This window comes from Bacteroides fragilis NCTC 9343, from assembly GCF_000025985.1.
Taxonomy (GTDB): Bacteria; Bacteroidota; Bacteroidia; order Bacteroidales; family Bacteroidaceae; genus Bacteroides; species Bacteroides fragilis.
The window spans coordinates 2,705,460-2,723,477 of the sequence record NC_003228.3 but is presented as its reverse complement, the minus strand read 5'-3'; the positions used below and the strand labels follow the sequence as shown (position 1 = coordinate 2,723,477).

Genomic DNA, 18,018 nt, shown 5'->3' with positions numbered 1-18,018 from the left:
GTTAAAGCCCCTGGTTAGGGATTTGTTACACAAAAGAGCCGGGATGTGAATCCCGGCAAAATGGGCCTGATGTAAGGAGGCATATCAATGTAAAATCATTGAAGCCGGGTTCGATTCCCGGAAGCCCACACTAATATTGATCATTATGAAAACAGTACATTCACCAAGCCCGTCTCCAAGTCGAACAAAGAGACAGAAAGCTAATCTATTTACAAACGAGAATCCGGAAGTTATCGCACAAATGTGCATGCAATCTGCACAAAAAGAGCAGCATAAGGTCATGGTTCGCCTTGATAACCGCACACATGTACTTGTTGCTCCGCAAAATGTAACTCCTGAGTACATAGAAATGCTGCGAAAAAAATATCAAATTACCTACAATGCTCCAGCTCGAGGAGGAAGGAGATAATATAGAAGACAGAATATCAACGTACAACAAATAAAAAATGAAAACAAAATTTGTAAAAGAGACAGATCGTAAAGGCACTTATATTATTGAAGGTTCATTTGATGGTACTTTCTTTAATATAAAGAGGTTCATTTGTCAAGTTCAAGAACAAGAAACCGAAAAAGAAACGCAAGAGTTAGCTGATTTTATTTTATCAAAGCTTAATTCCTAACTGATCAGTAATGAAGAAAATACTATTAATTCTCGCAGTTGTTTCGTTGGTAGGCTGCAAAACTGAAAATATCTATCTGACTATATTACCTGCAAAAAGAGTCACGGAAATAACAGATACTATATATGCTGTTCCTGATAATCGTTTTAGAATGGAGTTTCAGAGAGCAGATAGCATATTCAACATCATAGAAAAGGCTTCTGATGATGCTATGAAATCGGCTATTTTAAAATTCAAAACTGAATAGAAATGAGTAAAATCAAGTATAAAAAAATAGCCCTGCTATCAGTGAAGATAACAGGGCTAATAAAAAGCTGGCGACTACCTACTCTCCCACTATTATGCAGTACCATCGGCGTGACAAGGCTTAACTTCTCTGTTCGGAATGGGAAGAGGTGGAACCCTTGTGCTATAATCACTTACTTTTTTATCTTAAAACAGATACTGAATAAGTTCTTTAACCAGTTCTGCAACGACCTACTTCAAAAAGAATTTGAATGCCTTTTGAGCAACGCTCTGTAGGCGAGAGCGTTGCTAAGCACTAATTTTAAACTTTTTCATAAATATAAGTTTAAAGATTTTAGGCTTAATGTTTAATGTCCCCATAGCCATTTTTGGACAGGGCAAAGATAGTGAAAAATATGATAATAGCATGGTTTTCTTGCGGTGTAACCTCCGCAGTCGCTTGTAAAATAGCATTGAGCCTGTATGAAAACGTTCGGCTCTACTACATAGAAACTGGTTCATGTCACCCGGACAACGCCCGTTTTCTGTCTGATTGCGAAAAGTGGTACGGTCAGCCCATCCATACTATCCGAAGTGATAAATATACTTGCGTATCTGACGTATTACGGAAGAAGCGATATATCAATGGATCTACTGGAGCAGCTTGCACATTTGAATTGAAGAAGCAAGTCAGGTACAAATTGGAAAAAGAGCTTGGAAGTTGGGACGGGCAAGTTTGGGGCTTTGATTATGACCCTAAAGAAATAAACCGTGCCATCCGGTTAAAACAACAATATCCAGATACAAAGCCACTGTTCCCGCTTATTGAACGGCAAATAACAAAGCCGGATGCGATGGGGATGCTTTGGAAAGCTGGCATTAAACGATACTTCGTTGCTGTGAATAAATGGCACGTAGAAAAGATAGATATGCCTCTCAAAGTCGCCAATCTAACGAAGGCGAAACGTAAGATAGAGATTTTAATAAGTAACTACGAGCTAAACCCGATGCTGTTTGGCTAAAAACTTGAACTAAAAGAGTATTTTCAGTTAATTAAATTCGACTACTCAAAAACTCACAAAGCAACAGCCGAAGAACTTATCAAGCATTTTAATTCGTAACAAATTTAAAAAGAAATCAAATGGCCTTGGGCGGCTTTATAAAACCCATAAATAAGATGAAAGAGATGTACTGGATTGAAAGATTGGATAATATTCAATGTGTCTTAATAATAGCATTAACATGGTCTGTTATATGGCTACTTATCGTACTTATTGTCCATTTTATGAATGATGACGAAAATGATTCCCTCGATAAAGAAAGATATAGGTCGCGAAAAATAGCTGGAAGTATTATAGCGATATGTACGCTGATTTTGACGTTCCTACCAAGTACCGAAGAAATGTATTGTATCATAGGTATTGGAGGGACTATTGATTATCTGCGACAGAATGAAACAGCGAAGCAGCTTCCAGACAAATGCGTTAAAGCATTGGACTTATTTATAACTAAAATGACAGACGAAAGTAATAACTCTCAAAAATAAAGAAAGGAAAACCTATGTTTAAAGATATAATCGAATTAGACAAACAAGTCGTAGACCGGATCGTAGATAAGGTCCACGAAAACAATTTGGAAATTGAGATGGAAATGGGAGTTGTAAAGGACGGTATGGTTAAAGTCCTCTTCCTCTATGAAGATCCGGAGCTTCTGCAAAGCGTGATAAACGAATCCGTTACTGAAGAGTACGATCTCCCATAAACAGTCCTCTGCCAATCCATTGTAAATGGTTTCATTTGACCCCGAATCAATGAAACAGAACTGATCATGTAACTAATCCCTTGAACTATGTATTTTAATGATGATGAGATAAGACGTATCAAAGATGCTGCCACAGGACATTTGCTTGATGTTGCGCAAGACTTCCATGAACTCAAACGCTCCGGAGTGAATTACAATTGCGATTGTCCCCGGTGCAAAGCCGCAAAGAAACTCTCAATTAGTCCGGCCAAACAAATCTTTAAATGCTTTGGATGCAATGAATTGAAAGGTGGAGATTCGGTTTCTTTCTTAATGTCCGCTGAAGGAATGACCTTCAATGATGCTCTTGACTACCTTGCCAAAAAATTCAATGTCATTCCCGATCAACGTCCGGCCATCAAGAAACAGCCGGCAAAAAAGATGAAAAAAGGCAGCAAGGCTGCCAAAGGTATCGATGTCGACAGTTATTGTGCCAGGATGCTGGCAGAATCAGGTCTTACCTTTGAGGATGTCACAGCAAAGGTCTATAAGACAGGAGATACACAAAGTATATTCGAACAACGTACTTTCCGTCCTGGTACCATTGATGAACGAGGAATGTTAACCACTAAGGGAGATGATGTCATCATTGAATATTATGATCTGGAAGGAATGCCGGTTGTCTTCACCCGGAAAGATAATAAAAGAAGGGACGTTGGTACTCCTCAAGAATATTATCGTATCAGATGGCAGTTTCCGGATGCCCACCTTGATAAAGAGGGTAAACCTTACAAATACAAATCCCCGCGTGGCAGCGGTACTCCGATCTATATTCCGGAGCGCATACGCAGTCTCTATAAGTCAAAGACAAAGATACCCCGTCTCTATATTCAGGAAGGTGAAAAGAAAGCGGAGAAAGCATGTAAGCACGGTATCCCCTCAATCGCAGTCAGCGGTATACAGAATCTCGGTCTTTACGGTGCCCTTCCGGAAGACCTGGTGAAAATCATCTCTACCTGTGAGGTACAAGAGGTTGCTTTTATCTTTGATTCGGACTGGGACGATATCAGCTCCAATATCCGGATCAATGATCAGGTCGAAAAGCGTCCCCGCTGTTTTTTCTATGCAGCAAAAAATTTCAAAGAATATATGCGTTCTCTCAAGAACCGGAACATCTTCGTTGAAATATTCGTCGGACACATTAATAAGAACGAAGCAGGAGACAAAGGCCTTGATGATCTGCTCGCAAATTCTCTGCGCGGAAAGGAAGAAGAACTGGCCGCCGATATTGAGTTTGCCTGCAATGAAAAGAAAGGTTTGGGAAAATACATTGAGATGTTCAAGGTAACTACCTGGACAGATCATAAATTGCAAGAATTATGGGGACTCCACTCTCATGAAGTCTTTGCCGAGCGTCATGCCGACCTCCTGCGTAACCTGCCGGAGTTCCTATTCGGCCGATATCGATGGAAATTCGACGAACATGGAAAAGTAATCTTGGCACAACCTTTTGACGATGATGAAAAGTTCTGGAGAGAAGTCACTAAATATGATCGTAGCCAAAATGAACGTATTGAATATGAGTTCTGCTATGTCAACTCACAAAACTTCTTGCAAAACAGAGGATTCGGACGTCTTCGGAGAATTGATAAGAGTTATCAGTTCATTCACCTTGAACCGCCTGTCGTTCGTGCTATCGATGCCTCTGATGCCCGTGACTACCTGTTTCAGTTTGCCAAGCATAATTGCAAGACTGAGGTAAATGAAATGTTGATTAAAGGCGTGTCTCAATATGTGGGTCCGGACAAGTTATCCCTGCTTGAGTTCATTCAGCCCAATTTCGTTAAGCCCAACCGGGAATCCCAGTATTTCTATTTTGATAAAAATTGCTGGCTGGTCACAAGAGACTCTGTAAGCGAACTCGGTTACGAGAATATCACACACCACATCTGGGAAGAGCAACGTAAAATGACACCGGCCAAATATCTGGGTAAACCGTTGGTTACTTTTAGCCGGCAAGACAACACATTTACTTATGAACTTTCAGAGGCCGGTAAGAAATCCCATTACCTCCAGTTCCTGATCAACACCAGTAACTTTACCTGGCGAAAATCTGCTGAAGAAATAGAGCCGGAAGAAGAGAATGAAAATCGTATCCATCTCCTTAGTAAACTGTGTGCAATCGGATACATGGTTATGGAAGCGAAAGACAATAATGTGGCCAGAGCTGTCATCGGCATGGATGGCAAGCAATCTGAAGTAGGAGAAAGTAACGGCCGTTCCGGGAAATCACTTGTAGGGGAATTGATGCGTAATATCATTCCTACAGCCTATATTCCCGGAAAACGCTCTGATCTTTTTAATGATCAATTTGTATGGAATGACATTCAGGAAAACACTAAACTCGTTTTTATTGACGACGTGTTACAAAACTTCAACTTTGAATTTCTGTTCCCCAACATTACCGGGGATTGGTCAGTAAATTATAAAGGAGGTAGAAGGATCACTTTACCATTTGCGCGATCACCCAAAATGTATATTGCTACCAACCATGCCATCCGTGGCAGTGGTTCAAGTTACACGGACCGCCAGTGGCTGCTTGCATTCTCCGATTTCTATAACGATACCCATAAGCCGGTTGACGACTTCGGGGTCCTCTTCTTCTCGGAGTGGGATTTTGAACAATGGAATCTTACCTGGAACCTGCTGGCCAATTGCGTCCAATTGTATTTGACTTATGGCGTTGTCCAAGCTCCCGGCGAAAGGTTAGAGCAAAGAAAGCTGCGTCAGGAAATGGGTGAAACCCTCATCTCCTGGGCTGATGAATACTTCTCCGGAGAAGAGCATCTCAATGTCCGTTTACCCCGGAAAGATTTATATGACGCATTTTGCCAATACGACAATCAGCAACGAAAGTTTGTATCACCAACCGCATTTAAGAAGAAATTTATAATGTATTGTGCATGGAAAGGTTATGTATTCAATCCTCACAAATATGACAGTATAACCGGGAAACCTTTTCAAGTCGATAAGGACGGGAAGGCAGTTGTAGATGATAAATCCGGAGGTGTAGAGTACTTTACGGTAGGAACCGGAGCCCAACCTATCCCGGAAGAAGATAATAGCCGATTACCACAACCGACAGGTAAACTCGTTTTCTAACTTAAACATAAAAACAATGAGTGTAAACAAATGTATTTTTATCGGCAACATGGGACGTGATGCCGAGGTCCGTACCACTGAAACCGGTATCAAAGTAGCCCAATTTTCCATTGCATGTACAGAGCGCGCTTATACAAACAAAGCCGGTCAAACGATTCCGGAGAGAACCGAATGGATACCCGTCGTAGCCTGGAGGGGATTGGCGGAAACCATTGAGAAGTACACCCACAAAGGGAGCAAACTGTATATTGAAGGCAGATTCACAACCCGGAAGTATGAAACAAATGACGGCCAGAAAAGAACCGTTTCTGAAATCGTAGCCGAAAGTATTGAAATGCTCGATCCCAAACGGGATGTTCCCCCACTCCCTCCGGAACCTGAGCAGAAATTGAGTTATAATCCATAAAATGACATGCCATGAACCTATCTTCTTTTAAACTGACCAATATTAACGAATTGATATCCGTATACAAAGAGAATCCGGAGCGCTTTAATCGCTTTTATAACGCAGTGTATCTGCTGCTGGATAGCATTCCGGAATGCGGAAGTATTCGTGTAATGGATCACTGTGAGGCGTCCTCCTATGACTTGTTTATAAAGTGTGCATGTTGGATTATTCAGGAAGAGACGGAACAGAAAGAGTTGACGGATGCATTACTTGAGTTTTCGGATGATTATACAATTATTCGCCGGTGCGCGAAGTTCGTAAAATCCAAATCCTGGGTTCATTTCTACTCACGACGATAGGAGTATATTATCCCAATTTATTACCCTGTAAAGATACGTCTTTTATTTGATATACACAACATTATAATGATAAAAAAAGAGAATAAAATATTCGTAGTCATATCTCCTGATCCCGTCGAGCGTGAGCAGTTGATCGCACGCCTGGCCGTCCGTTTAGGTTTTGCCAAGATTCCGTCCGATGCACTCAAGATCATAAGCAAGGACATTTATTCCTTTGATCTGGCAACTGCATATTTTGTGCTTTGCAGTAACTATCATTTCCGGGGTTCTATCGTCACAACACAACGGTTGTATGAGCTTGCAGCAAGAGGTATATGTGTTTGTGTAGGTGTGAAGTCACTGCCCCGTGAGTACGAGTTGGTATCTCAAGTGTTTTATCCGAATGATTTGCGATAGCACAAGTCGGAGCATTTATCCGGCCGCGGTACGCATCAGCGTATCGCGGCTTTGTTTTTTCCGTCGTTCCCCCTTTACCCCCTTTTGCTTAGAAGAACGTTTTGAACAACTGTGCCTGAGACGAAGTAAAGCCGGCAACGAGGTGTCTATATATTATTTTTATTTTTTCTTTCTTCTGTAAAAGAGACTACCTTAAAAATATAGAATATTTTTGTGCTTTCGTGCAGACAGGTGCAATTCGGTATTTATTACACTATAAATCAAATATTTAAACATAGCACAAATTTCGTACAAAAACGTACGATTCGTACTAAATTGCACAAAACTGCATTTTGTACGCAGAACATATCAATCGTACAAAAACGTACCATGTTTTGTACGGGTATAAACCGATTATAATCAGTACATTATACAATCAGGCTGCACGATTTACACAATTGCACAAAAAAGGAGTACCGTTTTTGCAAGGGGGATTAGTTTGTTCCGGTAAGTCTTGCTTATGTCCGCAAAACTTTGTATATTAGCGTAAACCATTCTATGACCTAAATGATAACTACCAAAATCGAAGTTCCTCCGCATCTATGTGAGTATATCCGCGGCAAATACTGTAACCTGACCTCTGATCCGGTCCGTTTTCCCGATAACCTGAATATCTATCACGTGATATTCGACCTTCTTCAGAAGAGACCGTCGGAAGCTCCGGTTGATCGTGGTAATTTAGAAATCTGTCTGCCTGAACGAAGTATAGGCAAATCCCCAGTGACCTACAACTATTTAGGGCTTCGCTCCCAGGTAATCATTTCCCGGAAAATAGAATTGATGATGTGGGCGGAGTTGCATGAATACCTGGACGAACAGAAGCACCGGTATGGAATCAAATACATTGATGGAGTGCAATTCTTCATGCGCAGATATGGAATTGATTCTCTTACGGAAGAAGCTTTTCTCAAACACTACCAGCGTTGGAGGGCAAAAGTGAGGAGAAAAGAAAAAAGGAGCTATAAAAAGCGAGAATAATTCATCGAGTAAGCGTAGTTAAATGTCCTTTTTTTGAGTGAAAAATGTTCGAAAAGAGAGAATCACAGATAGTATATTGTAAATCAACAGAATATGAATACAAACAATATCGGAGGAGTCATTCAGGCAGATTTCCTGTTCACGGATGAAATAAGTTTATTTTCAGTCATCAATCACTCAGCCGTTATCAGCCTTCACCGGCCCAATACCTGGAGAAACCTGCCTATCACCTATATGGGAGTTTCTCCAGATGTGGAAGCGGACGACACTCAGGCCGGTACGCTATACAAACAAACCCTTACCATCCGCCTGAAACGCACAGGACTGACAGATTCAGAACTTCACATCCTGCGGACTATCAATGTACGTGGTTGCGTAGTAAGATGCAAGGATGCGAATGGCAATATCCGATTGTATGGAAGTAAAGAGTACCCGCTTCTGGGAACCGTGATAGAGAAAACAGGAACCAAGGCCTCCGACCTCTCCGGAATTGAAGCCACTTTTTCCGGAAAAGGCGCCTATCCTCCACTACCTGTTACAGAGTTATAACCGTCCTTCGACATCATTATATATAGCCGTATCATTGCAACAAAATAAGTGCAATGAGCCAAAAACGCATCATCTTATCAGATTCATCACTCAACCGGTACGGCTACCGGGTTCTTACTGCTGGACTTCTTCTTGAAGCTTTCATTGACAACCCGGTGATGCTGTATGGGCATTTCCGTGATGAAGGATCACCCCTATGGTGTGATTACAAAGCAATCGGATATTGGGACGATATCAAGATAGAGGACGACGTGCTTTCTGCTATTCCTGTTTTCGACAAGGTAGACGATTTATCGAAGACCATTGCCGCGAAATACGAAGCAGGGACCTTACGGGCCGCAAGTATTGGTATACGTATCCTGGCCACATCCTCCGAAAAAGAATATCTGCTTCCGGGACAAACACGCGAAACTGTTACCAAAGCAGAAATCATGGAGGCTTCCATCGTGGATATCCCGGCCAATTCCCATGCTGTGCGCTTATACGACCGTTCCTCCTCCGTTTTACTGGCAGCGGGTATGGACACGAATATTGTGCCAGCATTAACAATCCCAAAAGAAAAGGCAATGAATTACAAACCATCATGGACCGGCTTCCTCTCTTTCCTGGGAATTTCAAAAGATAAAGCGGAAACCACCGAACTGTCTGCTGAAAACCTGGACTCTATCCATGCTGAAATGGAACGATTAAAGACAGAGAACGCTACTCTTGTACAGGCTAAGACCGATATTGAAGAGAAACTTAACTCTGCCAACGCGAAGATTACAGAGCTGAACGGTTCTACATCCGGCAAGGATAACGAGATCAGTACTCTCAAGAACTCTATCACTGAGAAGGATTCTAAAATCACCCAACTTGAAGAGCAAGTGAAGAATCTGAAGAACGGTCCTACACCGGGGCATGCCGGTCTGACTCCTGAACAAGAGCCTGAAGGTAGCGGAACCCAGGAAGAGTTATCTGCTTTTTGTGACCAGAACGCAGGAAACTATCAAGCCATCACCGAGAAATTAAAAGCTGAGGGCCTGTATTAATAACCTAAACTTTAACTATTAAAAAGTCTATTCAAATGGCTGCAAATAAACTAATTGATGTCTCTAAACTGAACGAAGCACTGGTCATTTATGACCAGGCACTTCGTGCGCTGCCGTTTGCCACCCTCACCGAAGTGGCAAACCTACTGAAGCTGAATGTTATGGACCTGCAAGGCAAACACGCACGTATCAACGAGCGTCGTCGTGCCGGTGGTACGCAATCGTATAAAATCGGAAAGAACTTCGGACTGGTCGATAAACTCTTAGGTTACGAACCCTCAGTCATCGAGCCAAAAGATGTTGTCTGCATCACCAAAGAAAACTCCCAGAAGTACGATGATAACGAACTGCTGATCATCGGTGGCACTCCGGTAAGCAACACTACAAAAAAACATCCGATGGAAACCAAGGTTGCATTTACCCTGGTACGTTCGCATCTGGAAGATATCGTATATAGCCTGTTCTCTGCCGAACGGGATGAAGATTCCAACTCACCCGGCGGGGCTTTCGATGGTATTTATACCAAGATGGACATGCTGATCACTCGTGGCGATGTAAATGCGGCCCGTGGTAATTTCGCTATTTCCGGAGAGTTTGCCGCGCCAACATCAGATACAGATTATGCAGCTTACGAGAATCTGGTGGAATGGATCGGAGGGGCAAACACCTACCTTCGTTCTTCAATAGGCGGTGTACCACAGCTTTTGTGTGCTGAAACCGTTTTGAAAGCTGCCCGTTCAGCATTACGTAATAAGTTACGCATGCAGGAATATCCTTCCATGCAACGCATGCTTGAACTCTTGCGGGAAGACGCCATGTGTCCGAACCTGATTGTCTCCTCCCACGAAGCTTTAGGCCAAGGTTCCCGGCTGACCCTTCAGAAAGTTGGTAACATAGACGTGGCGTTCAATACTCAAGCGGCTTCTAAATTCTGCCAGATACGTGATATTTACGAGGACCCGAACGAATGGCAGTTCTGGTTGCAGGCAGGATACGATACACGTATCAATGACTGGCATGAGAAAGTCTTCCGCTGTAACGAGCAGAAGAACGAATCTCTCGACCTGGCCGGCGACTATTGTAAAACCGGTGGAGTGCAGGTAGCCATCACCGGCACCGACAAAGGCCAATGGAGTATCCAGGGAAAAGTTGCCAAACGCGGTAACGGCCAATGCATCATTGGACTTCCTCCGGGAAAATACACCATCGAGTTCACTGATGCCGATGGCAAGACCAAACCGGCAAATACACAGGTTACAGTTGTTGCCGGTGAAGTAGCCACCGCTACCGGAGCCTATACTTAACTAATCCGGGGAAGGGAGTCTTACCTTCCCCTACATAAACTAAACAATTACCTGATTATGAAACGATTTATTCTTTGCATTTCATGCCTGCTTATCTGCTGCCTGTTCTTGTTTCCGGAAGTACAAGCGGCCATTCCGGATACCGGAAACTGGATCAGCCATCATCTTCTGACATCAGACGGTTTAACCGTTCTGGCTGCCGGTCCGGCATTTGCCCCGTTAAAATGGAATATCGGGCAAAACAACATGGGAGGTTATAAAGGACGGCTGCTCTTTATTCCGTATGACGCTCCTTCAACCGTACCAATGATTCCGGTAAAGCCTACTACGAATGAGGACCTGATTACCGCTTCAGGATCATTCACTTTTCCAAGTGGCGGAACCTACACTCAGCCGATTTACTTGTATTCCACAAAAGGGAAAGTAGGTTATAAAGCGGAAATTCAAGGCGAAACGGACGGAAAATCTTTTAAGCAGACTTTAGAGTTTTTCTTTCCCGGCAATACTCCGGGAATGCATGCTTTCAGTACACTTGTCAAGAACACTCCGGGGTACTTCGTCTTCGAAGATTCCGACGGCCAACAATTCCTGATGGGTAAACCGGGCATGTATGCCGATGTATCACCCTCCTTTGATGGTGGTAAGCTCGCCGCCGATCAGCGGGGAACTGCCTATACAGCCACTTGTGACGCAAATGAATCGGCTGTTGTTTTAGGAACACCAATCGACATGGAAGTCATTGCAGGCCTAAAACCGGCTCCAAGTCCCGGAGGTTAACATAATACATATATTTTATGACAAGAAACGAACAGTTAGAAAAATGGTTGTCAAACCGTCAGCGTACCTACGCTGACGGTATGGAACTCTTTAACGCTTTAGCAAAGGCAAACACCAAGAGCAGCTATGGGAACTATCTTTCCCAGGCACCGGAGAATCCTCACATTTTCGATCCCCACTTTACACAATTAGTCAATATACTGACTAAAATAGCCAGGGAAATAAAAGATGCTCCTTCTGTTTACCCGGCTGCATTCGAAGAGATCCTGATCGTTCAAACACTGAATGACGAACAACGGACTCAAGAAACCGATATCCGGAAAGAGGCAATCGACCGCCTCCAAGAGGAGATCGACGGACTGCATAACCGTATCAGCGAACTTGAGAGTGACACGGAAAATCATGCTGACGAACTCTCAGCTTTAAATGAAGAGTTCGAGGAGAAAATGAAAGAGCTCTCCGCTATCCGGGGCGAACTGGATGCCTTGAACACTCCGGGCGTCAAGATCGTAACAGAAGAATCCCTCACTCCTGCCTTACGTAAAGCATACGCCCGTATCAAAGAGATCGCTCCCCTGTACGCCAGTCTCCATAATGATATTGCGAATCCGAATATCCCGGCAGAGGAACGTCACCCCCTCGCAGAAGAACTCTGCAAGTTGGACGACGAACGTCGCAAACTTTGGAAACAGATTGACGATTACGCAGAGGGCAAACAGGCAACCTTAGAGCTTGATGCTAAACGTCCTGAGTATAGTGAAAATGCAGTGGTCAGAGGCTTCGAAATAGCCCGTCAGATCAAACGTCTGAAGCAGAACATTACGAACAGCAAAACAGCCGCAGAGAGGGCCGGGAAAGAGGGAAAGCAGGCTGTTCTGCAGAACGCACTCGACCGGATTGCTAAATACGAAACTGAATTAGCCGCTTTAACGGCAGAATTATCGGCAGAACAAGGTGAAAAGGTTTCAGGATAACTTTCCTTTGGCTTTGTGTCCCGGTTCTATCGAACCGTTCATGCACAAAGGAGACTGGGCAATACATGAAGTGTTGCCCTCTCTTTTATCTGAAATCGGACCGGCGGATATAAGGATCGCTACATTCAGTATCTCAGAGGACAGTTTACGCCCTCTCTTCTTCCTGGCCGATGATAAAAAAATTACAGGTCTGACCCTCCTGCTCGATACGACGGTAAAACGGCACAAGCTTGACTTGTTACTGTTTGCCTCCAACATCACACCACGCATACGGATTGACTCCTGTCATGCAAAAGTGTTATTGGTGGAAAATGACAAATATCAGTTCGGTATTGCCGGTTCCGCGAACCTGAACCAGAATCACCGCTGGGAAAATGGCTTCTATTTCACTTCCGGAAAGCATTTCAATTACTTCTCGGAAATGTTCGAGCAGGCATATAATCAAGCAATCAGTTACGAAATATTAGAATAGAAATGGAGTTATCAGATGAAACCTTGCAACAAATCAGAGAGATGGCCGCAGCTCTGCTGCCTCCGGCAGAAATCGCCATTCTAATTTCGCTGCCTGCCGGTGAACGCAGCTACTTCTGTGATATTTGCAAAAATCATCATCATTCTCCTATCTACGAAGCATACCATCAGGGACGCCTGCAAACAAAATTCGAACTCCGAAAAACTGTGATCAAGTTAGCCAAGGCCGGAAGTCCGGCGGCCGAGCCACTTGCTGATAAATACATGAAAGAACAAATCATCAACGACTAAATTATGCCGAAAAAAGACACAACCTACGACCGCATCGAACGCTCCCTGTTCAAAGATCGGGGTGAATCCGCTCTCCAGTTATCACCAAAGGAGATGGAAATTAAGAATCGGATGATGCTTTGTGTTAGTAAGAAAATGGAAAGCCCATTAATTGAAGACCAGGAGCTCGTTACTTTTCTCATGCACGGATGTGGAGGGCAAGCGGAACCTGTTTCCCAATCACAGGCCTATCGCGATATCGGTATGATCAACCGGCTGGTCGGTAACATCCAGTTAGCGGCCAAATCTTGGTATCGCTACATGATTGTAGAAGGAGGAAAGAAGGCATTTCAACTCGCTATCGACAACGGAGATGCTAAAGGAGCTGCCGCCGCTCTCGACAAGATAGGTAAATACACCCGTTCCGACAAAGACGATGACGCATTCGACTTCGGTCAGCTTATTCCCCCATCTTTTGAACCTTCTGACGATGTGACGACACTTGAGGGTATTGAAGTGATAGACAATCTGGAGCAACGCCGCCAGGAACTCCGCAGCTTATGCAAAGATATGTTGACCAAACAGGCGACAGATATTCAAACCATTGAAGAGGAGGATATTGAAGAATGACAGCCCAAGCCTCTCCCATACCATCGGCGTACGAACTCCGGATGAAACAGGCCAATGTGATACGGAAGTTCTTCAACAAAATGCAACGCCAGGCAATGGCTATTGCCGCACATGACGAATACATCGTTGCATCGCGTGGTACCGGTAAGTCAGAAGGTATCGACGCCCGCTTCATTCTCAGAAACGTCTGGGAAATGCCCGGTTCATTGGGTGGAATGATCTCTCCCAGCTATGCCAAGGCATGGGGAAATACCCTTCCGGCTATCTGTAAAGCACTCGCCGAATGGGGATACATTCAAAATATCCATTATGTCGTTGGCCATAAAGCACCACCTTCCATGGGCTTTGCCAAGCCTGTCCGTCCGGTACTCGGAGACGGATGGAGTAATGCTTTCCATTTCTGGAATGGCACGGTTATGGTTATTCTTTCCTTTAATCAAGGGATGTCCGCAAACTCCATGTCGCTTGACTGGGTGATAGGGCCGGAGGCAAAGTTCCTTTCCTATGACAAGATAAAGAACGAGGTCAATCCGGCCAACAGGGGAAACCGGCAATATTTCGGGCACTGTCCTCACCATCACAGCGTATGTTACTCAACGGACATGCCCGGATCATCCATGGGACGTTGGATTCTCGACAAACAGGAAGAGATGCAGCCCCCACATATCCAACTCATTCGCAACCTGTATAAAGAACTTCAGGATTACAAACGTAAACCGCTGACCGAACACACCATGCGGATGATCCGGGAACTTCAACGTGATCTTGACATAGCCCGGAAGTTTCAGCCTGCACTCAAACCGAATGATAAGAAAAAACGGGAATACACTGTATTTTATGGTGAATATGATGTCTTTGATAACCTTGAGGTCCTGGGAGAAGACTTCATTTGGCAGATGCAACGTGATTCTCCCCCGTTGGTATGGCGTACCGCCTTCCTGAACGAACGGCTGATGAAAGTTCCCAATGGCTTTTATAGTGCCCTGGACGACCGCATACATTTCTATCAGCCGGCTGATAACGGAAGGCTGAAGAATCTTGGAAGTAATTGGAAGCAACTGAGTTCCTGCGGCTGCCTGGGAGACGGTGACCTTGATTTTGACAAAGAACTGCATATTGCATTCGACTCCAATGCGTCAATCTCGACAGCGGTAGTGGCACAACTGGACGAGAATACGATGAAAATCATCAAATCGTTCTATGTCAAAACCCCATCCAAACTCGGAGACCTGGTACAACAGATAGCTGACTATTACCGTCCCAAGCTCAATCACGATGTAGTCGTCTACTATGATCATACTTTTACCTGGGAGTCGGGCTCCACAACAGAAACCTATGCGGATATCATTGAACGTGTATTCAAAGAGAACCGGTACACTCCTGCAATGGTATATGTCGGACAGGCACCCAAACATGAATGGAAACACCTCAATATCGATCTCGCATTGAAAGGTGATCCGCAATTCCTGTGGATTCGTTTCAATCTCTATCAAAACGAGTTCCTCAAGATCGCCATGGAGCAAACCGGTATTAAGCAGGGTAAAAACGGTTTTGAGAAGGACAAAGCTCCGGAAGGTACTGACGATACTCCGGACAATCCGGATCAATACAAAACCCATGTTACGGATGCCTTCGACACATTATGGCTCGGTATGAATTTCTACTTCACACGTCCGGGAACCGGCACCGGAGGAATATTTTTCCTCAATCGGAAATAAAATACCGCTTTTCGTAATTGCTAAAATTACGTCAAACAACCGCCATTTCAGGCGTTTAAAATCCCGCCCCCTCTGCCAAAAGAGTAATCGGCGGACTCCGCTTCACCCCGGCGCAGCCGGGCGACGCAAAAGCATTCTCCCCCTCTCTCAAGGTCTGTCAGAGTGCTTTTGCTGCCCGCTGTGCCACTTTTTCAATCATTCCAGCACATTTCTTAAATAAAACAATCTTATTTTTGCTGATTTCTACCTTTACTTTATCTCCTAACTGGAAACCGTATTTTTTTAAATACTCTCCTTTCAAATTAAACCCGATTGTGCCTTTACCATTTTGCGGAAGTCTGACACATTGCAAAACTTTCTCCATATTGCTAACATTTAGGGGTATAACGTACAAAATTGGCGGGAATCATGTTTTTTACCGGCTGTATGATCCCTGTCACCGGTAAAGGCTTTAAATCATCCGCACATGCAGGCGGTTGGTTTATTATTCCGGCTTCCACTTCATAAACGGTCGGTATCTTGGTTACACTATCAACGATAATCAACCAACGATGCCAATATTGATCCGTCAAGGCATTCATGTGCAATACTTCCCCGTTTAAGCTGTTCAGACACAAATTAATGATAGTCATGAGACAGCAGGTATATGAGATATCAATCCCGACAAAAGTCAATGCTCTATCCTTTTGGGCTGCTGATAAAAGGAGTCTTCCGCTACCGCATGCAGGGTCCAATACCCTCCGATCTCCCTGTTTAGGCTGATCACTTACTTTAGGAGCTGTTATCAATTGGTTCATTAATTCACATACCCCAAACGGTGTAAAAAACTGCCCGTTTTGGGCGTTGCTTAAAAACTCTTGAAAATAGTCTCCGAACGGGTCTACCAGTGGTTGCCTGTCCATCTGCATAACAAGTGCGGCAAAAGCCTGTGAAAACAAATCCAGTTCTGTTTTGTCATAGGGCTTTATCGTTTTGAAATAAAGTTCTTCCTTACGTCCCATTGAGAGACAACAAACGACTATTTGCAGAAAGTCATTAAATACCTTTTCCCGTCCGTGTTTTGGGGATAGCTTTTCCAAATACTCCCCATAAGTAGTTAAATCATTGTTTTTCATATACCTGCAAATTTGAGAATACAAAACAAATCGGATAGAAATTCATTGGGTCATTATCTTCTCCCTGTGCTTCTTCTACTTGGGTCGTCTCTACTTTCTTAGGTGCACCCCAAAGGCATAAGGCATGGGAACCTTTTTTAATACTCCTGCCCTCCTTATTCCACTGTTTCAGCGTTTTAAGTTCGGTATGACCAGACTGTGCGTATATCGCTTTCAGTCCATCGTTTACCGTAGGAATAGCAGCCTCTTTCACCAAAATTTGAAGCGGCTTTGATAAACCTTTTAATATTGTGCGTTTTTCTTGAATTGTTTTTGCAGAATCAAAAATATTTTCCATCTTTGCAGTACGTTAAAAATTAAACTTCGGTTTGATTTTGTTCCCCCTTCATCGGTGCAACGATGTAGGGGGGATTTTGTTTTAATTTAGCCGTTCCAATTCTGAACGAATTTCTTCTTCGGTTTTCGCCAAGTGATTATTTAAATCTAACATCCAATCAGATAGCAACTTACCAATTGCAACGGGATTACTTGTAGAAATGGAAAGCCCTTTTGCGTCTACCAAAGTAAGTTGGGCATTATTTTTATCATGTGAGATAGTAAAGCTTTCAAGCTGTTTCCGCTTTTCTCTCACTTCTTGATATTTCTGACGGAGCAGATAAACACGCTCCGCCTTATCGGTCAGTTCATCAATACTTAGACGCTTATTGGGTGCGGCTACTACGGAAGAACTCTCTTTCTTGGAAGTTTGAACGGGAGTTTCAACTTTGGCCGAAACCTGTTCTTTCGTTTCTTCTTCGGTTGGAAGGGATGGCAGCACAATTAGAGGGGCTGTTTCATTCTTCTTATTAGCTACATTACTTAACACTACGGCTTTAGCCTCTGCGCTTTTTGCGCTCGATACATTTTTCATTTTGTTTTACGTTAAAAATTAAACATTTAAGTGATAGGAGTGCAACCCTATCCCCTTTTGATTACATTACAAATATAACACTTTTTTTTCATACACGAAAACATAAATCCTTGTAAAACAGTGCATTAAATACATGCCACAAATAAATATCACACATCACATACAGACGTTTGCTCTCTTGTCTCAAAATTATTTTTCCGACATCCGAATCATTTTTTCAAAAATCAACCCGCATTGGGTTAACAAAGAGATACTTTTGGGAAGAAAAAGCGTAAACCTATAATTTATGTTAACGCAATTTTAAATCTCAGAAGATTCCCACGGCAAAAAAAATAAAATACTGATTCACAAAGAAAAAAGGG

At 43.4% G+C, this 18,018-nt stretch carries 24 protein-coding genes and 1 rRNA gene; 20 read left to right on the top strand and 5 right to left on the bottom strand.

The genetic code is table 11. The features are described from left to right. The first annotated feature begins 145 nt into the window (after nucleotides 1-145). From BF9343_RS22615 to BF9343_RS11005, 3 genes are read left to right on the top strand one after another with little or no spacing between them, the layout of a single operon-like run. On the top strand, nucleotides 146-409 hold the full coding sequence (locus BF9343_RS22615; protein ID WP_010992974.1) for a hypothetical protein: 264 nt from the start codon (nucleotides 146-148) through the stop codon (nucleotides 407-409). Between the two features lie 37 nt (nucleotides 410-446). Then, the gene (locus tag BF9343_RS23700; protein WP_010992973.1) at nucleotides 447-620 is read left to right on the top strand and encodes a hypothetical protein; all 174 of its coding nucleotides are present in this window, start codon (nucleotides 447-449) and stop codon (nucleotides 618-620) included. A gap of 10 nt (nucleotides 621-630) precedes the next feature. Further along, nucleotides 631-867, top strand: a complete 237-nt coding sequence (locus BF9343_RS11005) for a hypothetical protein (RefSeq protein WP_010992972.1) — start codon at nucleotides 631-633, stop codon at nucleotides 865-867. 65 nt (nucleotides 868-932) lie between these two features. Here the strand turns inward: BF9343_RS11005 and rrf are convergent. Continuing rightward, nucleotides 933-1,043, bottom strand: a 5S ribosomal RNA gene (rrf, locus tag BF9343_RS11000). A 218-nt stretch (nucleotides 1,044-1,261) separates the two neighbouring features. Between rrf and BF9343_RS10995 the strand changes: the two genes are divergently transcribed. The 17 genes from BF9343_RS10995 to BF9343_RS10915 all read left to right on the top strand — a co-directional run bounded on the left by BF9343_RS10995 (nucleotide 1,262) and on the right by BF9343_RS10915 (nucleotide 15,631). Continuing rightward, nucleotides 1,262-1,867 carry a hypothetical protein gene (locus BF9343_RS10995; protein ID WP_224223156.1) on the top strand — a complete coding sequence of 202 codons (606 nt, stop codon included), beginning with the start codon at nucleotides 1,262-1,264 and terminating at the stop codon, nucleotides 1,865-1,867. A gap of 155 nt (nucleotides 1,868-2,022) precedes the next feature. Then, on the top strand, nucleotides 2,023-2,391 hold the full coding sequence (locus tag BF9343_RS10990) for a hypothetical protein (protein ID WP_041926327.1): 369 nt from the start codon (nucleotides 2,023-2,025) through the stop codon (nucleotides 2,389-2,391). Between the two features lie 14 nt (nucleotides 2,392-2,405). After that, nucleotides 2,406-2,606, top strand: a complete 201-nt coding sequence (locus BF9343_RS10985) for a hypothetical protein (RefSeq protein ID WP_041926226.1) — start codon at nucleotides 2,406-2,408, stop codon at nucleotides 2,604-2,606. An 87-nt stretch (nucleotides 2,607-2,693) separates the two neighbouring features. Beyond that, entirely contained in the window at nucleotides 2,694-5,747 is a 3,054-nt protein-coding gene (locus BF9343_RS10980) for a CHC2 zinc finger domain-containing protein (RefSeq protein WP_010992969.1), read from the top strand. 16 nt (nucleotides 5,748-5,763) lie between these two features. Continuing rightward, the gene (locus BF9343_RS10975; RefSeq protein ID WP_005819045.1) at nucleotides 5,764-6,153 is read left to right on the top strand and encodes a single-stranded DNA-binding protein; all 390 of its coding nucleotides are present in this window, start codon (nucleotides 5,764-5,766) and stop codon (nucleotides 6,151-6,153) included. A gap of 11 nt (nucleotides 6,154-6,164) precedes the next feature. Next, nucleotides 6,165-6,494 carry a hypothetical protein gene (locus BF9343_RS10970; RefSeq protein WP_005819044.1) on the top strand — a complete coding sequence of 110 codons (330 nt, stop codon included), beginning with the start codon at nucleotides 6,165-6,167 and terminating at the stop codon, nucleotides 6,492-6,494. A gap of 66 nt (nucleotides 6,495-6,560) precedes the next feature. Continuing rightward, on the top strand, nucleotides 6,561-6,890 hold the full coding sequence (locus BF9343_RS10965; RefSeq protein WP_005819043.1) for a hypothetical protein: 330 nt from the start codon (nucleotides 6,561-6,563) through the stop codon (nucleotides 6,888-6,890). A gap of 546 nt (nucleotides 6,891-7,436) precedes the next feature. Beyond that, on the top strand, nucleotides 7,437-7,907 hold the full coding sequence (locus tag BF9343_RS10960) for a hypothetical protein (protein ID WP_005795408.1): 471 nt from the start codon (nucleotides 7,437-7,439) through the stop codon (nucleotides 7,905-7,907). A 93-nt stretch (nucleotides 7,908-8,000) separates the two neighbouring features. Then, nucleotides 8,001-8,456, top strand: a complete 456-nt coding sequence (locus tag BF9343_RS10955; protein ID WP_010992967.1) for a hypothetical protein — start codon at nucleotides 8,001-8,003, stop codon at nucleotides 8,454-8,456. Nucleotides 8,457-8,509: 53 nt separating this feature from the next. Beyond that, nucleotides 8,510-9,487 (top strand): HK97 family phage prohead protease, encoded by a 978-nt coding sequence (locus tag BF9343_RS10950; RefSeq protein ID WP_005819041.1) that lies wholly within the window; start codon nucleotides 8,510-8,512, stop codon nucleotides 9,485-9,487. A 35-nt stretch (nucleotides 9,488-9,522) separates the two neighbouring features. Then, complete coding sequence (locus BF9343_RS10945; RefSeq protein WP_010992966.1) at nucleotides 9,523-10,791, top strand: carboxypeptidase-like regulatory domain-containing protein; 1,269 nt, start codon at nucleotides 9,523-9,525, stop codon at nucleotides 10,789-10,791. 57 nt (nucleotides 10,792-10,848) lie between these two features. After that, the gene (locus BF9343_RS10940; RefSeq protein WP_008768779.1) at nucleotides 10,849-11,568 is read left to right on the top strand and encodes a hypothetical protein; all 720 of its coding nucleotides are present in this window, start codon (nucleotides 10,849-10,851) and stop codon (nucleotides 11,566-11,568) included. Nucleotides 11,569-11,585: 17 nt separating this feature from the next. After that, complete coding sequence (locus BF9343_RS10935; protein WP_010992965.1) at nucleotides 11,586-12,542, top strand: hypothetical protein; 957 nt, start codon at nucleotides 11,586-11,588, stop codon at nucleotides 12,540-12,542. Beyond that, nucleotides 12,523-13,014: a phospholipase D-like domain-containing protein gene (locus BF9343_RS10930; protein ID WP_224223157.1), complete on the top strand. Its 492-nt coding sequence runs from the start codon at nucleotides 12,523-12,525 to the stop codon at nucleotides 13,012-13,014. Before BF9343_RS10935 ends, BF9343_RS10930 begins: the two co-directional genes overlap by 20 nt. Nucleotides 13,015-13,016: 2 nt before the next feature. After that, nucleotides 13,017-13,304 (top strand): hypothetical protein, encoded by a 288-nt coding sequence (locus BF9343_RS10925; RefSeq protein ID WP_008768776.1) that lies wholly within the window; start codon nucleotides 13,017-13,019, stop codon nucleotides 13,302-13,304. Between the two features lie 3 nt (nucleotides 13,305-13,307). Beyond that, complete coding sequence (locus BF9343_RS10920) at nucleotides 13,308-13,913, top strand: hypothetical protein (protein ID WP_010992964.1); 606 nt, start codon at nucleotides 13,308-13,310, stop codon at nucleotides 13,911-13,913. After that, complete coding sequence (locus tag BF9343_RS10915) at nucleotides 13,910-15,631, top strand: hypothetical protein (RefSeq protein WP_010992963.1); 1,722 nt, start codon at nucleotides 13,910-13,912, stop codon at nucleotides 15,629-15,631. Before BF9343_RS10920 ends, BF9343_RS10915 begins: the two co-directional genes overlap by 4 nt. 157 nt (nucleotides 15,632-15,788) lie before the next feature. Here BF9343_RS10915 and BF9343_RS10910 read toward each other — a convergent pair whose 3' ends face one another. The 4 genes from BF9343_RS10910 to BF9343_RS10895 all read right to left on the bottom strand — a co-directional run bounded on the left by BF9343_RS10910 (nucleotide 15,789) and on the right by BF9343_RS10895 (nucleotide 17,656). Further along, complete coding sequence (locus BF9343_RS10910; RefSeq protein ID WP_041926225.1) at nucleotides 15,789-15,995, bottom strand: SymE family type I addiction module toxin; 207 nt, start codon at nucleotides 15,993-15,995, stop codon at nucleotides 15,789-15,791. Nucleotides 15,996-15,999: 4 nt separating this feature from the next. Continuing rightward, complete coding sequence (locus BF9343_RS10905) at nucleotides 16,000-16,746, bottom strand: N-6 DNA methylase (RefSeq protein WP_010992962.1); 747 nt, start codon at nucleotides 16,744-16,746, stop codon at nucleotides 16,000-16,002. Beyond that, nucleotides 16,733-17,083: a hypothetical protein gene (locus BF9343_RS10900; RefSeq protein ID WP_005795436.1), complete on the bottom strand. Its 351-nt coding sequence runs from the start codon at nucleotides 17,081-17,083 to the stop codon at nucleotides 16,733-16,735. The genes BF9343_RS10905 and BF9343_RS10900 overlap by 14 nt, the downstream gene beginning before the upstream one ends. A gap of 81 nt (nucleotides 17,084-17,164) precedes the next feature. Beyond that, nucleotides 17,165-17,656 (bottom strand): hypothetical protein, encoded by a 492-nt coding sequence (locus tag BF9343_RS10895; protein WP_010992961.1) that lies wholly within the window; start codon nucleotides 17,654-17,656, stop codon nucleotides 17,165-17,167. Nucleotides 17,657-18,018 lie beyond the last annotated feature (362 nt).

Bases quoted from the DNA above. Each gene is read 5' to 3' on its own strand.
- BF9343_RS10950 (WP_005819041.1), top strand. From the start codon at position 8,510: ATGAGCCAAAAACGCATCATCTTATCAGATTCATCACTCAACCGGTAC.
- BF9343_RS10985 (WP_041926226.1), top strand. From the start codon at position 2,406: ATGTTTAAAGATATAATCGAATTAGACAAACAAGTCGTAGACCGGATC.
- BF9343_RS10995 (WP_224223156.1), top strand. From the start codon at position 1,262: ATGATAATAGCATGGTTTTCTTGCGGTGTAACCTCCGCAGTCGCTTGT.
- BF9343_RS10960 (WP_005795408.1), top strand. From the start codon at position 7,437: ATGATAACTACCAAAATCGAAGTTCCTCCGCATCTATGTGAGTATATC.
- BF9343_RS10925 (WP_008768776.1), top strand. From the start codon at position 13,017: ATGGAGTTATCAGATGAAACCTTGCAACAAATCAGAGAGATGGCCGCA.
- BF9343_RS10935 (WP_010992965.1), top strand. From the start codon at position 11,586: ATGACAAGAAACGAACAGTTAGAAAAATGGTTGTCAAACCGTCAGCGT.
- BF9343_RS10910 (WP_041926225.1), bottom strand. From the start codon at position 15,995: ATGGAGAAAGTTTTGCAATGTGTCAGACTTCCGCAAAATGGTAAAGGC.
- BF9343_RS10980 (WP_010992969.1), top strand. From the start codon at position 2,694: ATGTATTTTAATGATGATGAGATAAGACGTATCAAAGATGCTGCCACA.
- BF9343_RS10895 (WP_010992961.1), bottom strand. From the start codon at position 17,656: ATGAAAAATGTATCGAGCGCAAAAAGCGCAGAGGCTAAAGCCGTAGTG.
- BF9343_RS10920 (WP_010992964.1), top strand. From the start codon at position 13,308: ATGCCGAAAAAAGACACAACCTACGACCGCATCGAACGCTCCCTGTTC.
- BF9343_RS22615 (WP_010992974.1), top strand. From the start codon at position 146: ATGAAAACAGTACATTCACCAAGCCCGTCTCCAAGTCGAACAAAGAGA.
- BF9343_RS10905 (WP_010992962.1), bottom strand. From the start codon at position 16,746: ATGAAAAACAATGATTTAACTACTTATGGGGAGTATTTGGAAAAGCTA.
- BF9343_RS11005 (WP_010992972.1), top strand. From the start codon at position 631: ATGAAGAAAATACTATTAATTCTCGCAGTTGTTTCGTTGGTAGGCTGC.
- BF9343_RS10915 (WP_010992963.1), top strand. From the start codon at position 13,910: ATGACAGCCCAAGCCTCTCCCATACCATCGGCGTACGAACTCCGGATG.
- BF9343_RS10940 (WP_008768779.1), top strand. From the start codon at position 10,849: ATGAAACGATTTATTCTTTGCATTTCATGCCTGCTTATCTGCTGCCTG.
- BF9343_RS10965 (WP_005819043.1), top strand. From the start codon at position 6,561: ATGATAAAAAAAGAGAATAAAATATTCGTAGTCATATCTCCTGATCCC.
- BF9343_RS10970 (WP_005819044.1), top strand. From the start codon at position 6,165: ATGAACCTATCTTCTTTTAAACTGACCAATATTAACGAATTGATATCC.
- BF9343_RS10975 (WP_005819045.1), top strand. From the start codon at position 5,764: ATGAGTGTAAACAAATGTATTTTTATCGGCAACATGGGACGTGATGCC.
- BF9343_RS10990 (WP_041926327.1), top strand. From the start codon at position 2,023: ATGAAAGAGATGTACTGGATTGAAAGATTGGATAATATTCAATGTGTC.
- BF9343_RS23700 (WP_010992973.1), top strand. From the start codon at position 447: ATGAAAACAAAATTTGTAAAAGAGACAGATCGTAAAGGCACTTATATT.
- BF9343_RS10955 (WP_010992967.1), top strand. From the start codon at position 8,001: ATGAATACAAACAATATCGGAGGAGTCATTCAGGCAGATTTCCTGTTC.
- BF9343_RS10945 (WP_010992966.1), top strand. From the start codon at position 9,523: ATGGCTGCAAATAAACTAATTGATGTCTCTAAACTGAACGAAGCACTG.
- BF9343_RS10900 (WP_005795436.1), bottom strand. From the start codon at position 17,083: ATGGAAAATATTTTTGATTCTGCAAAAACAATTCAAGAAAAACGCACA.